Source organism: Bartonella krasnovii (assembly GCF_003606345.3).
GTDB classification, from domain to species: domain Bacteria; phylum Pseudomonadota; class Alphaproteobacteria; order Rhizobiales; family Rhizobiaceae; genus Bartonella; species Bartonella krasnovii.
On the sequence record NZ_CP031844.2, the window covers coordinates 1,146,635 to 1,160,175 of the forward strand.

General features: G+C 38.5%; 11 protein-coding genes and 2 pseudogenes. 1 reads left to right on the forward strand and 12 read right to left on the reverse strand.

All coding sequences use genetic code 11. From position 1 onward, the window contains the following. The first annotated feature begins 40 nt into the window (after positions 1–40). Complete coding sequence (locus D1092_RS04965; RefSeq protein WP_007347430.1) at positions 41–241, forward strand: helix-turn-helix transcriptional regulator; 201 nt, start codon at positions 41–43, stop codon at positions 239–241. A 220-nt stretch (positions 242–461) separates the two neighbouring features. Here D1092_RS04965 and D1092_RS04970 read toward each other — a convergent pair whose 3' ends face one another. The 12 genes and pseudogenes from D1092_RS04970 to D1092_RS05025 all read right to left on the reverse strand — a co-directional run. Beyond that, positions 462–866, reverse strand: a complete 405-nt coding sequence (locus tag D1092_RS04970) for a hypothetical protein (RefSeq protein WP_120122434.1) — start codon at positions 864–866, stop codon at positions 462–464. Beyond that, on the reverse strand, positions 863–1,540 hold the full coding sequence (locus tag D1092_RS04975) for a filamentous hemagglutinin (RefSeq protein WP_241435852.1): 678 nt from the start codon (positions 1,538–1,540) through the stop codon (positions 863–865). Before D1092_RS04975 ends, D1092_RS04970 begins: the two co-directional genes overlap by 4 nt. 103 nt (positions 1,541–1,643) lie before the next feature. Continuing rightward, the gene (locus D1092_RS04980) at positions 1,644–2,048 is read right to left on the reverse strand and encodes a hypothetical protein (RefSeq protein WP_120122436.1); all 405 of its coding nucleotides are present in this window, start codon (positions 2,046–2,048) and stop codon (positions 1,644–1,646) included. Continuing rightward, entirely contained in the window at positions 2,045–2,722 is a 678-nt protein-coding gene (locus tag D1092_RS04985; RefSeq protein ID WP_241440123.1) for a filamentous hemagglutinin, read from the reverse strand. The genes D1092_RS04980 and D1092_RS04985 overlap by 4 nt, the downstream gene beginning before the upstream one ends. A 103-nt stretch (positions 2,723–2,825) precedes the next feature. Next, positions 2,826–3,230 carry a hypothetical protein gene (locus D1092_RS04990; protein ID WP_120122438.1) on the reverse strand — a complete coding sequence of 135 codons (405 nt, stop codon included), beginning with the start codon at positions 3,228–3,230 and terminating at the stop codon, positions 2,826–2,828. Continuing rightward, on the reverse strand, positions 3,227–4,729 hold the full coding sequence (locus D1092_RS04995; protein WP_479385960.1) for a filamentous hemagglutinin: 1,503 nt from the start codon (positions 4,727–4,729) through the stop codon (positions 3,227–3,229). The genes D1092_RS04990 and D1092_RS04995 overlap by 4 nt, the downstream gene beginning before the upstream one ends. Next, a complete protein-coding gene (locus tag D1092_RS05000) occupies positions 4,713–5,114 on the reverse strand; it encodes a hypothetical protein (RefSeq protein WP_120122440.1) in 402 nt (133 codons plus the stop codon). Before D1092_RS05000 ends, D1092_RS04995 begins: the two co-directional genes overlap by 17 nt. Beyond that, positions 5,111–8,059, reverse strand: a pseudogene (locus D1092_RS05005) (hemagglutinin repeat-containing protein); the annotation flags it as partial. The pseudogene D1092_RS05005 and the gene D1092_RS05000, both read right to left, overlap by 4 nt. A 706-nt stretch (positions 8,060–8,765) precedes the next feature. Then, positions 8,766–10,142, reverse strand: coding sequence for an amino acid permease (locus D1092_RS05010; protein ID WP_120122441.1), 1,377 nt, complete (start codon positions 10,140–10,142; stop codon positions 8,766–8,768). Between the two features lie 437 nt (positions 10,143–10,579). Continuing rightward, positions 10,580–10,942 (reverse strand): hypothetical protein, encoded by a 363-nt coding sequence (locus D1092_RS05015; protein ID WP_120122442.1) that lies wholly within the window; start codon positions 10,940–10,942, stop codon positions 10,580–10,582. Between the two features lie 331 nt (positions 10,943–11,273). Further along, positions 11,274–12,809 carry a histidine ammonia-lyase gene (gene hutH, locus D1092_RS05020; RefSeq protein WP_120122443.1) on the reverse strand — a complete coding sequence of 512 codons (1,536 nt, stop codon included), beginning with the start codon at positions 12,807–12,809 and terminating at the stop codon, positions 11,274–11,276. 102 nt (positions 12,810–12,911) lie between these two features. After that, positions 12,912–13,189, reverse strand: a pseudogene (locus tag D1092_RS05025) (class I SAM-dependent methyltransferase); the annotation flags it as partial. Between the last annotated feature and the right edge of the window lie 352 nt (positions 13,190–13,541).

Consider the following 13,541-nt stretch of genomic DNA (forward strand, 5'->3'; position numbering starts at 1 on the left):
ATGATTTGTTCCCATTTTTTACTCTTGAAAGGAAATTATAATGACAGAAAATGATATTCTTTTAACTGACCGTGAAAGTGCAAAATTGCTTCATATGAGTGTTTCAACATTTCGCCGTCATGTGACCAATGGCTCTCTCCCAAAACCTTTAAAATTTGGTTTTTTATCGCGTTGGTTACAATCAGATCTTTTGAATGTCATAGAGCAAGCCAAACAGCAACGTTATAACGACGTCGCATAAAAGAAAACCTTGTCACGTAAGGACGGACAAGGCTTTCCATTTTCACTCAAAGAATGAATAGCAAAATCCGTCTTGTAACGCAACATTATAGAATTAATAAGTGTATTCCCTGTTGTCATATTGCTTCACAGACAATGCTGAAATGGAAATTGAAGGAACAATCCCCATAGACATGGGAACACATGGCTGTGGGGATTGTACTTTCCACAAACAGCAAAACCTAGGGTTTGCATTCAGGTGCATTTTTATATTTTTTACAAAACGGGCTGTTTAAGCGCCTCTTGACACTGCGCTGTGGAATGACTGCGCCTGGACGACAAATCGGAAGGTTTTCGGCTCTATGATTTCCACACCATCCCCCCCCGACATCATATTTATAGCGAAACCCTGATTGAAGCATACAAGCATCAATGGTTGCCATTTGATTAAAACTGCGATTTTGGTTTTCTGGATCGACATCATAAGGGGTTGGCATGCCACATTCTAAGAGGGCTTTTCCTATCTCTGTAAAATCTGCTCCTGGTTTCTCCCATGCTCCTATAGAAGATACGGGAGGTTTATTAAACTGACATCCAGCTATACTCATTAGAGTTACTGCACCTAATAACTTTAGAGTTTGTTTCATTTTTTACTCCTTGATTTACTTAAAGGTCTTTGTTCTCGATGAGATGAACCATAAAGTGTGTTGCACATAGCATTCGCATGTCCAAGGCAAGTATGGACACTGTTGGGGTCTGTGAACATTTTCCACGCTTCTTTCCAAGCGTTACTACCAGCAGGTGCTGTCTCGTAAGTATAATCATTGCCGCCAATCATTCTGCTGACAAAGTCATATTTATGCCCATCAAAACCAATAGTGGTTTGTTTGCCGTCTCTCAAATACCTTAATAGATCGACTGCAGACAAAACATTAAAGGCTGGTCCATAGAAATTGATATCCGTGTTTTCATTCGCTATTCCATGCACACCTTCTTGTTTGAAAGAATTCAGCATATTCCCCAATGTCATGGTCCCACGGCTATGGCCATAAAGTTCTAACCCTGTAAGTCCATAACCATACATCAGAGCTTTTGCTGTTTGTGTGGAATTGGTCAAACCCCAAAAGTTATTTTCTAAAAACTTCTGATATCCTGCCACCAGAAGTTCTGAAATAGCAGAATCGGCTTCTGGGAATACAACAAAATAAAGCGGATTATTTTTATCCTCCGCATGTTGCTCTGCATAAACAGCCGCCTCCTCTGGTGGAGTAAAAATGCCATTAAAGGACACATGCACCTTGCCATCAGCACCTTCTTGCAAATGCTGCTTTTCTTCTTCCAGTATTCATAGAAATTGGAGGAACAATCCCCATAGATATGGGAATACAGAATGTGGGGATTGAAGCTTCCAAAAACAGCAAAACTTAAGGTTGGCATTTACGGCTATTTTTATATTTTTTACAAAACGGGCTGTTTAAGCGCCTCTTGACACTGCGCTGTGGAATGACTGCGCCTGGACGACAAATCGGCAAGTTTTCGGCTTTATGATTCTCACACCAAGTTCCTCCTCCTACTTTATCACGAAAACCAGCTTGAACCATGCAAGCATAAACTGTTGCTTTTTCATTATAGCTTAACTTTTGATTTTCTGGATCGACATCATAAGGGGTTGGCATGCCACATTCCAACAAAGCTTTTCCTACTTCAGTAAAATCTGCTCCTGGCTTTTCCCAAGCATCCAAAGATGATGTAGAAGGTGTACCTAAATAACATCCAGCCATACTCAATAGCCATATACTACCACTCAATAATTTTAGAGTTTGTTTCATTTCTTGCTCCTTGATTTACTTAAAGGCCTTTGTTCACGATGAGATGTGCCATAAAGCTTGTGGCACATATCATCCACACTCCCCAAACAAGTATGAACATTGCGAGGATCTGTGAACATTTTCCATGCTTCTTTCCAAGCGTTACTACCAGCAGGTGCTGTCTCGTAAGTATAGCCATTGCCGCCAATCATTCTGCTGACAAAGTCATATTTATGCCCATCAAAACCAATAGTGGTTTGTTTGCCGTCTCTCAAATACCTTAATAGATCAACTGCAGACAAAACATTAAAGGCTGGTCCATAGAAATTGATATCCGTGTTTTCATTCGCTATTCCATGCACACCTTCTTGTTTGAAAGAATTCAGCATATTCCCCAATGTCATGGTCCCACGGCTATGGCCATAAAGTTCTAACCCTGTAAGTCCATAACCATACATCAGAGCTTTTGCTGTTTGTGTGGAATTGGTCAAACCCCAAAAGTTATTTTCTAAAAACTTCTGATATCCTGCCACCAGAAGTTCTGAAATAGCAGAATCGGCTTCTGGGAATACAACAAAATAAAGCGGATTATTTTTATCCTCCGCATGTTGCTCTGCATAAACAGCCGCCTCCTCTGGTGGAGTAAAAATGCCATTAAAGGACACATGCACCTTGCCATCAGCACCTTCTTGCAAATGCTGCTTTTCTTCTTCCAGTATTCATAGAAATTGGAGGAACAATCCCCATAGATATGGGAATACAGAATGTGGGGATTGAAGCTTCCAAAAACAGCAAAACCTAGGGTTTGCATTCCGGTGCATTTTTATATTTTTTACAAAACGGGCTGTTTAAGCGCCTCTTGACACTGCGCTGTGGAATGACTGCGCCTGGACGACAAATCGGCAAGTTTTCGGCTTTATGATTCTCACACCAAGTTCCTCCTCCTACTTTATCACGAAAACCAGCTTGAACCATGCAAGCATAAACTGTTGCTTTTTCATTATAGCTTAACTTTTGATTTTCTGGATCGACATCATAAGGGGTTGGTTTTCCGCATTCTAAAAATGCTTTTGCTACTTCAGTAAAATCTGCTCCTGGCTTTTCCCAAGCATCCAAAGATGATGTAGAAGGTGTACCTAAATAACATCCAGCCATACTCAATAGCCATATACTACCACTCAATAATTTTAGAGTTTGTTTCATTTCTTGCTCCTTGATTTACTTAAAGGCCTTTGTTCACGATGAGATGTGCCATAAAGCTTGTGGCACATATCATCCACACTCCCCAAACAAGTATGAACATTGCGAGGATCTGTGAACATTTTCCATGCTTCTTTCCAAGCGTTACTACCAGCAGGTGCTGTCTCGTAAGTATAGCCATTGCCGCCAATCATTCTGCTGACAAAGTCATATTTATGCCCATCAAAACCAATAGTGGTTTGTTTGCCGTCTCTCAAATACCTTAATAGATCAACTGCAGACAAAACATTAAAGGCTGGTCCATAGAAATTGATATCCGTGTTTTCATTCGCTATTCCATGCACACCTTCTTGTTTGAAAGAATTCAGCATATTCCCCAATGTCATGGTCCCACGGCTATGGCCATAAAGTTCTAACCCTGTAAGTCCATAACCATACATCAGAGCTTTTGCTGTTTGTGTGGAATTGGTCAAACCCCAAAAGTTATTTTCTAAAAACTTTTGATATCCCGCCACCAGAAGTTCTGAAATGGCAGAATCGGCTTCTGGGAATACAACAAAATAAAGCGGATTATTTTTATCCTTCGCATGTTGCTCTGCATAAACAGCCGCCTCCTCTGGTGGAGTAAAGATGCCATTAAAGGACACATGCACCTTGCCATCAGCACCTTCTTGCAAATGCTGCTTTTCTTCTTCCGTTAAATAATGAAACTTAGGGATTTTTTGTCCACGAGCGTCTCTTATAGGTACCCCATTTGCATCTGTTTTATAGATTATATTGCCCTGTTCATCACGGTCAACCACAGCGAGAGGATGTTCTTTAAGAAACATGGTTTTATAGGACTCATCGCTGTATTTAAATCCTTCTTCTAAGAGTTGTGTTGCCATTTCACGGTTTTCATGGACGATTTGTTCCAGCTTGCCTACATCGATGGGTGAGACACCCTTATGGGCTGTCACAGTATCACGATTAAGGGAAGCGATTGTTTGTTCCCCATTTTGCCCCGTTAACACTTTCTGCCCTGCTTCATCGGTGATCACAATGGTGCCATCACTGATGGCGGATTTGGTGTAGCCTTCTTCTTCATCATGGGCTTTTGCATGATCTAAGATATTTTTGGCAATGTTTTTTCCAATACCATATTTGCCTTGATCCATCGGACCACCCCCAGAAATGCTTAAACCTTGACTGTTGGCTGTCGCTTCAGCACTGTTAGCAATATCACTCGTCGTAATGCTTCCGGTGGTCAGACTATTTTTATCCGCTGAGGCACTACTTTCAATAATACCTCCGGTCAGGGTTGTTTTGTCTTTAACAGTAATCTCAAAGCCGCCTGCCTCTGCTTTAATGCCGGATTGCTCCACAACACTGTGATAATCACTAGAGGTTTTATTCTTTTGGAAAGAGGCGCTCATGGAACCTCCTCCTCCCGTGCCATAATCGTAGCCAACATTCAGGGAAGACTTTGCGAATGATTTTGCGTTGTTAAGATTGGCATTCATCCGCATTTTTATACCTTTTACAATAAGGGCTGTTTAAGCGCCTCTTGACACTGCGCTGTGGAATGACTGCGCCTGGACGACAAATCGGAAGGTTTTCTTCCTTAAACGTATAACACCAATATGGTCCTCCCCATTTGTAATGAAACCCTGATTGTATCATGCAAGCATCAATGGATGCCTCTGCATTGATGCTTAACTTTTTATTTTCTGGGAAAACATCGTAAGGCGTCGGCATGCCACATTCTAACAATGCTTTTCCTACCTCAGTAAAGTCTGCACCAGGTTTTTCCCAAGCACTCAAAACTCCTGGAGCAGGCTTATCGATATTACATCCCGCTATACTAGACAAAACCATACCACTTAATAATTTCAAGATTTTCTTCATTTTTTTCTTCCTGAATAAATTGAATAAATGGGTGTACGATTAGGTGAACCATAAGCCTGTCGACATATTGGACTCGCATTACCATAACAAGCATGAACACTGGGGTAGCCCTTAAATATTTGAAATCTCTCTTTCCAAGGACCACTTCCAGGAGGAATTTTCTCAAAGGTATAAGGATTTTTGCCAATCTTGACACCAACAAAGTCATATTTATGATTTTCCAAATTGACATAATCCTGCTTGCCATCACTTAAGATATATAACGTATCTGCCATGTCTTGAGTATTAAAAGCTGGTCCAAAGAAATTAATCGTTGTTTCCTTTGCTATACCGTGAACACCATGCTTTGCTAAATTATACGATCCATTGCCCGCTGTCATACTACCACGGCTGTGCCCATCAATATGTAATCCTGTATTGCCAAGGCTATACAACAGATGCTGAAACTTCTTGGTCGAATTGGTCAGACCACCCAAATCTCCTTCCAGAACATACTGATACCCTGCAATAAAACCCTCCACTAACAACGAATCGCTATGTGGAAACACCAAAAAATAGTGCGGACCATTCTTATTATCAGACAACTGGACCGCATTATGAGCTGCTTCATCGGGTGTCGTAAAAATACCATTGAGGAAAACATGTACCTTGCCATCAGAACCTTTTTGTAAATGCTCTTCTTCCTCTGGCGTTAAGTAATGATATAGTGGCTGTGGATTTCCATGGCTATCTCTTATAGGATTTCCATTTTCATCTTTTGCATAGATGACATTGCCATCTTTATCATGTTCAACGGTCGCCAGGTGATGCTCTTTGTAAAACATGTTTTCGAAGCCATGATCAACGATTTTAATTCCTTCATCCAATAAATCATTGGTCATATCTAAGCGATTATGCACGGCTGCCTCAAGCGATGTGGCGTCTATTGGTGCTACAGCCTGGTGGGCTGCTGCGGTGTTGCGGTTGAGAGAGCCAATGATTTCTCCAGCATCTTGCCCCATGGACCTTTGGCCAGTTGTATCGGTTAGGATGATAGTCCCATCACTGATAGCAGATTTTGTTTCCCCTTCTGCATTATCCTTGGCCTTGCCGTGGTTTAAAACATTCTTGGTAATGTTTTTTATCGTGTCATTTCCAGAAAGGCTAAAACCATGGCTGCTGGCTGTCGCATGAGCGCTGTTGGTGATATCACTCGTCGTAATGCTTCCGGTGGTCAGTTTGTTTTTATCTGCTGGGGCAGTGCTGGCAATAATGCCTCCGGTCAGGGTTGTTTTGTCTTTAACAGTAATCTCAAAGCCGCCTGCCTCTGCTTTAATGCCGGATTGCTCCACAACACTGTGATAATCACTAGAGGTTTTATCTTTTTGGAAAGAGGCGCTCATGGAACCTCCTCCTCCCGTTGCTCCACCACCAAAGCCAACAGAAACAGAATTTTGCTTGCTAGTGGTTTGTCCCGTATCACTGAGGCTGGTAATGGTGAGATCACCTCCAACACCCATCTCTACACGGTTTCCAGAAAACACTGCACCTGCTAATGTGGTGTTTTGCCCACTGTTGGTATGGACCGTACCCGTCCCTATAACATGGCTGTTCTTGTGGTGCACTTCATCACTAGAACCTTCCCCTTGACTAAAAGAAGCACTGCCTGTTGCCCCTGCACCCCCCGTGCCAACACTCATGGAAGTGCTTTCATTGTTGTTTTGTGTGCTTTGCGTATTTTGTGCACTTTCAAAGATGATATTTTGCTCCGCTATCATATTAATATTTCCGCTCTGTTCATCATTGATCAGAGGGTTTGTGCCTGCAATAATATCAGTACCAACACCATGGATATTGCCGTTGTGAGCATTTATGTTAACAGAACGCCCCCCTTCTATTGTCGTCGTCGTCGCTGTGGAGACTTGAGAAGAGGCTTCTGCTTTCTCGCTCTTAAAGCCCACGCTCACACTGCCAGATGCACCAGCCATATTGGCAAGAACATCTTTGGTGGAGCCTCCAAACCCTCCTAATGAACTACTCAGTCCTTTGGTTATGTTCCCTCTTTCCCCTGTGTTGCCACTCAGCCAATCAACAAAATTTTTGCCTTTATTAAAGAGGTGATTGATTTTGAGACCTGTTAGTATAGCATTACCAAATTTCCCGTTTCCATCCTTATTATTCATGCGGTCTGCTGAATCTTTTAGACCTTGTACCGTGCCAAGAACACCAATATCCGCAGAGGCTGTCACACCGGCAAAGGTTTTTTCGTGTGTTTCCTTCGCATTAGAGGTATCATCAGCTTCTGAAAAGGTCACGTTATTGCCAGCATCGATATTGACATCACGGTCTGCCGAAACATTTGCCGCTTGAAAATTCGCATCATTGCCGGCATTAAAATTCGCATCATTGCCTGCATGGAAATTCGATGCTGTATTAGTCTTTTCCCATTGATCGCCCGTATCTTTATTGCTCTCAATCCCAACACCAATAGAGGCACCACTTTTGCTCTTTTCAAACTGAATGCCAAAGCCTGTGCGTTCTTCCTTTGAGTTTGCGCTATAACTATTGTGACCAGGTGAAACGTTCACATCATGGGCTGCCGAGACATTAATATTTTCTCGTGCATTAAAGTCAGAGCCGACCACATTCACATCTTCTTTTGTCGCAGTGATGGTAATATTTTTCCCATTGAACGAAGAGCCTTGATGTTCAAAGCTTTCTTCATTCTCTGTCTTTCCCTCACTGCCGTAGATTGAGACAAAGCCCTTGCCTGAGCCCACACCAAAACCAGTTTCATGGGTTTCTGAATGGCTCTTATGATGGTCTGTCATGCCATTAATCGTGACATTTTCTGCTGTAACATTGATGTTTTCATTGGCAATCATATGAGATGCCGTAATCGTGGCATCTTTTTTTGCTTGCAAATCAATATTGCCTGTCGCCCCAAGAATGGAAGAAACCGTTGTGAATGGTACACACTCATGTTTTTTTAGATTTTATTGTGATACCTTTCTGCTTCTTTATTAAAGCTTTTGCAAATACAATGCCCCAATGACTCTGTTATCTGTTACTTTCTACCAGCACCAATTCTCTTTAAAAGAATGATAAAAAACTCCTCCTCTTTACCCCACAGTAATCACAATATCTTTTTAGAGGACGCTACTCTTCTTTACAAGGGGATGCATAAAAATTCCCTCTTCGCTTCTAAAAGGTTAGCGATTTTTTTAATAACAAAATTTAAAAACTTAATTTTTAAACAAGCTTATAAAATAATTTATTTGTCTTAATTGAGTATCAATAAAAAAACATAAATCAAAATATAGAAACAATTCTCACAATAACGTCTCTTATGAAAGAGAACTTAAATAATAAGTTTAGAAAAATATATTTTCTTATAGACTTGTATCTAGTAAAATCTCTTCACATTGTTAGGCATTTTAATACAAAATCATTTTAACATAAAGTACTTATATTGCGGGCACAGCTTACCATCAAAGTCTGATACTTATATGATGGAGTTATTATCATAGGTAATGGCTCACAAAATATTCCAAAGAAAAATGATAACGAGCAGATTATTTTCAATCTAGATTGTTCCAATCTTTGGAGGAAAACGATTAAATACCCGTTCTTCTAAAGACTTCAACTATTTCTTTTTAGTTTAATCTTTATTTATTGCAGTTTCTTTTGCTTAAAATTATAAAGTTTAAGGCTATAAAAACAAATAATAAGCCAAGCAATCCAACTAACACCGACAATTAAAACTGGTCGCGTCTCATCAAAGTACCATAAGAGAATAAAAATAAAAACCATAAATAAAATAGAAAAAATTGATCCTATCGGCCAAAGTGGAATGGGAAAGCTTAAACCTTTCTGTGCTTCTTTAGACATCTTAATCCGCATAAAAATTTGCGAAAGTAGAATCATCATCCAAACAAAAACCGTCGCAAATGTTGCCATTGATGCAATAAGAAAAAAAAGCTTTTCATGATAAAAATAATTAAGGACAGCACCAAAAAGAAAAATAGCGAAGATCACCAAAATAACAAAAACTGGTATACCATTTCTTGATAAATATTGAAACTTCTTTAAAGCATAACCTTCCTGCGATAAACCATGAACCATACGACAAGCACCATACATTCCGCTATTCATTGCCGAAATAGCCGCTGTAACAACAACAATATTTAAAATATTTGCTGCATATGAAATCCCAAGATTTTCAAAAATAGACACAAAAGGACTATCCATAAGACCAATCTCATTCCAAGGATAAAGAGACATTAAAATAGCTAACGTCATGACATAAAAAAGTAAAATACGAACTGGAGTGGAATTAATTGCCTTTGAAATCGTTTGATGAGGGTTTTGAACTTCCATGACTGCCATGCCAATGATTTCTATGCCACCAAAAGCAAAAACAACAACACTAAAACAAGCTAAAAAACCAAACCAACCATTAGGAAAAATACCACCATTTTTCCATAAATTATAAACAGTAACAGTGGAAGAATCTGCACCTTCACCCCACCCCCAAAAAATAATTGCTATTCCTAAAATAATCATCGCAATGATAGCAATAACTTTAATAGAAGATAGCCAAAACTCTAATTCACCGTAAACTTCTACAGCAGCTAAATTAATACCTGTGATAATTAATGTAATACTCAGTGCCCACACCCAAGGAGCAACATCAGGATACCAAAAACCCATATAAGTCGCAAAAGCTGTAATATCAGCCAAACCCACAAGAATCATCTCAAACACATACGTCCATCCGGTTAAAAAACCTGCTAATGGCGATATGTAATTTGCCGCATAACGAGCAAAAGAACCAGGCAATGGATTATAAAGGATCATCTCTCCTAAAGCCCGCATAACCATAAAAATAGCTAAACCAGCAATACAATAGGCAATCAAAACACTGGGACCGGCAAGCTTAATTGCTTGAGCTGAGCCATAAAAAAGACCTGTTCCAATAGCAGAGCCAAGAGCTAAAAAAATAACTTGACGTTTACTCATCCCCCTCTTCAGTTCATTTATTGCCATTTCTTTCCTTTTTTATTGAAATGCTGATAAAATCCACACAACAATAACAACTTTATGATAGATAAAGCTTCATGTTTCTTTCACAAATATATTTCAAAAACATCGAAGACCAACCAGCTCAACACTTTGCTCTAAACAATGAAAAAATACTTTTATGGCGAATTACTCAGCTTTTATAGCCTGCAATTTCGTTAAATAAAGTGATAATGGATTTTTTTATAATTGTCATTTAATTCATTTCGTATTATAGAGTTTTTTACAAAGAAAATTAGCCTTAATGTAGTGTAAATTTTTAGTCTTCTATTTCAATCACTGAAATAGAAGACTAAAAATTCATAACAAGCGATTAACTATGCGTATAATTAATTTTTTGTTACTTTAAGAAAACTTTCTTTTGGCCCACAAAACAAAACTTTTACGCCAATTAAAGAACTCAATCAGTGATAAAGCGAATCTCGCCAATTTTTAAAAGTATGAGAAAGTGTATCTACAGCCCATCTTCTAAGGGCTCCAAGAGCTTTAACAACAAGTTTTCCGATGAAAAAAAAATATACGGTAAAAATAGCATCTTTGACTGTTGGTCCAATAATAGCTCTCTCCTTTCCTCTAGGAGTTTGCCCTGAGATATTAATAAAACCTTTGTTTTTTTCCGAAACGAGAGGCTCTTTCTCTTGAGCCGGTATCATAACAAAAATTTCCTCTGGAAAGCTATCTCTCCTAAAATCTGCATGAACCTCAAGAGTTTGTGAAAAAGAAAAAAGAATTGTTATTAAAATACATAATCTAGCACTTTTAAACATTTATTTCTCCTTTTTTAATTAAAATACAAAAGATGAACTATAAAACTCATAAAGTATTAACAAAGAAGAAGAATATAAAATATTTTTATTTAATATAATTTATAATTATAAAGTATATTATTTCAATTTTACAGATTATAAACTTATGATGATAAAGTTATCACAGTATAAAATAAAACATCTAGTTGGCTACAAAAAGAAGATATATACAGTAAATAAATACATAATCTATTAAGTAATTTAAATATAGTATTTATCTTCTATATTTTTATATGAGGAAGTTTTAAAATTCAATATCCATCCTTCCTCATTAGCCTTAAAACAAATATTATTAAAAACTTAAGGAAGGAAAAATTGTTCCTGGTAAAATAGATAATAAGCGCCCTTCACGTACAAGTACATGTACTTGATGAAGATCTGGAGCCAGATAGCGATCTTCCTTAAGAGAAGCAACATTTTTACGTAAACATTTCATAACAGACTGTAAGAGAGTACTTGTTTTTAAAGGTGTTCGATATTCAATTCCTTGTGCTGCAATAAGCGTTTCAATGCCAATAATTGTAAAAAGGTTTTCACTCATTACCAATAGCCGACGAGCGCCATGGCAAGCCATTGAAACATGATCTTCTTGATTAGCTGAAGTTGGTGTTGAATCAACAGAAGCAGGATGGGCCATTTGTTTATTTTCAGACATTAAAGCTGCTGCAGTTACTTCAGCGATCATAAAACCTGAATTTAGGCCTGCATTGTGCGCTAAAAAAGCTGGAAGACCATAAGAAACTGCTGGATCAACCATAAGAGCAATACGCCGTTGAGAAATAGATCCTATTTCACACAAAGCAAGAGCAATCTGATCAGCAGCAAAAGCGACAGGCTCAGCATGAAAATTCCCACCGGATACAACCTCCCCATTTCTTAAAATCAACGGATTATCTGTAACAGCATTTGCTTCAATAATCAGTGTTTTTGCTGCTGCTAGCAAAATATCAAAACATGCCCCCATAACCTGTGGCTGGCAACGTATACAATAAGGATCTTGTACACGCTCATCACCCCGTAAATGGGCTGCACGAATTTCTGAATCCTCTACAAGTTTTTCTAATGTTTTCGATACGGCAATCTGCCCATAATGGCCTCGCAAAATATGGATATCAGGATGAAATGGCGCCGTTGATCCCATCGTAGCATCTGTCGTTAAAGCCCCTGCCAACAATCCACCACATAATGCACGATAAGCTCGAAAAAGTCCAGCAAGTGCAAGTGCTGTTGATGTTTGAGTCCCATTAATCAGGGCTAGGCCTTCCTTTGCCTCTAAAATAATAGGGGATAACCCTGCTTTCTTTAAGGCAAGTGCTCCACTCATACGAATATTTTGAAAAAAAGCTTCTCCTTCTCCCATCATAACAGCCGCCATATGAGCAAGTGGCGCAAGATCACCTGAAGCGCCAACAGATCCTTTTTCTGGGATGACAGGAATAACACCTTTTTCAAGCATATTTTCCAACAAACTTACCAATTCTAAACGAACTCCTGAGGCCCCTCTTCCCAAAGAGATCAGCTTTAAGCTCATAATCAAACGCACGATATTTTCAGCGAGAGGATCTCCTACCCCACAACAATGAGACAAAATAAGATTTCTCTGTAACACAGTGACTTTATCTGCATCAATTTTAATGGAAGCCAACTTCCCAAAACCAGTATTAATACCATACACAGGCTCACTTCCAGCAACAATTTCAGCAATGCGCTGCGCCCCTTTCTCAATAGCTAAATGTGTATCCTTATGAAGCTTACAAATTTCACCATCAAAATAAATCGCTTCAAGTTCGCTAAGTGTTACCTCACCTGGTTTCAGTATAATCGTCATAATTTTCTTTCTTTTTTAATTAAAATACAATTCTTAACATGATTAATTCATCTATAAAACCTATAAAACAAAAAATATAATCACCCTTTAAGCTAAAATACTTTTTAAGACATTGCTTAGAATAAAGAGAGCATGATATTAGTATTCTCGTTCCCTAAAATTTTAACAATCCTCTCTCATGCAACACCTGTCCCAGCACCTACATCCACAATGGACAAAAGCCCTTTTTTAAAAGGAAGAAACATGGTCTCAAATAAGGTGAGAGGGCAACGAGGACGATAGCGATTATAATCATCAGCTAATCCATCAAACTTTTCACTTTGGAGTTGAACATTTACAACATAGAATTTTTCCTCTTCTTCATAATTGTTGATATCCATAATCTAAAAGCTTTTTTATCCAATAGGTTAAGCATAACTTCTAAAAAAGGGAAAATGGGAACTTCCTTTTCTTTTTATAAGCTTGATACCTACATTTTTCTTTTTACCAATTGTTATTTGCTACATTCTGAAACAGAAAAAATCCTACGAAAATAATATAATCTTTTGTAAGAATAATTGATATGAATAGTGTTGATCTTTCACAAGATAACATCTATATTCTCATTATTGTTTTTATATCAGAAGTCACCTAAGCATTCTAAAAACGCACAGAGATGTCAGTTTATTAATAATAATAGCAGTCTATAAACTTAAAAATACTTTCCACCAGTAAGATAAAACCTATATGATA

Coding starts and splice junctions, on each gene's coding strand:
- D1092_RS04965 (WP_007347430.1), top strand. CDS start 41: ATGACAGAAAATGATATTCTTTTAACTGACCGTGAAAGTGCAAAATTG.
- D1092_RS04970 (WP_120122434.1), bottom strand. CDS start 866: ATGAAACAAACTCTAAAGTTATTAGGTGCAGTAACTCTAATGAGTATA.
- D1092_RS04980 (WP_120122436.1), bottom strand. CDS start 2,048: ATGAAACAAACTCTAAAATTATTGAGTGGTAGTATATGGCTATTGAGT.
- D1092_RS04990 (WP_120122438.1), bottom strand. CDS start 3,230: ATGAAACAAACTCTAAAATTATTGAGTGGTAGTATATGGCTATTGAGT.
- D1092_RS04995 (WP_479385960.1), bottom strand. CDS start 4,729: ATGAATGCCAATCTTAACAACGCAAAATCATTCGCAAAGTCTTCCCTG.
- D1092_RS05000 (WP_120122440.1), bottom strand. CDS start 5,114: ATGAAGAAAATCTTGAAATTATTAAGTGGTATGGTTTTGTCTAGTATA.
- D1092_RS05010 (WP_120122441.1), bottom strand. CDS start 10,142: ATGGCAATAAATGAACTGAAGAGGGGGATGAGTAAACGTCAAGTTATT.
- D1092_RS05015 (WP_120122442.1), bottom strand. CDS start 10,942: ATGTTTAAAAGTGCTAGATTATGTATTTTAATAACAATTCTTTTTTCT.
- hutH (WP_120122443.1), bottom strand. CDS start 12,809: ATGACGATTATACTGAAACCAGGTGAGGTAACACTTAGCGAACTTGAA.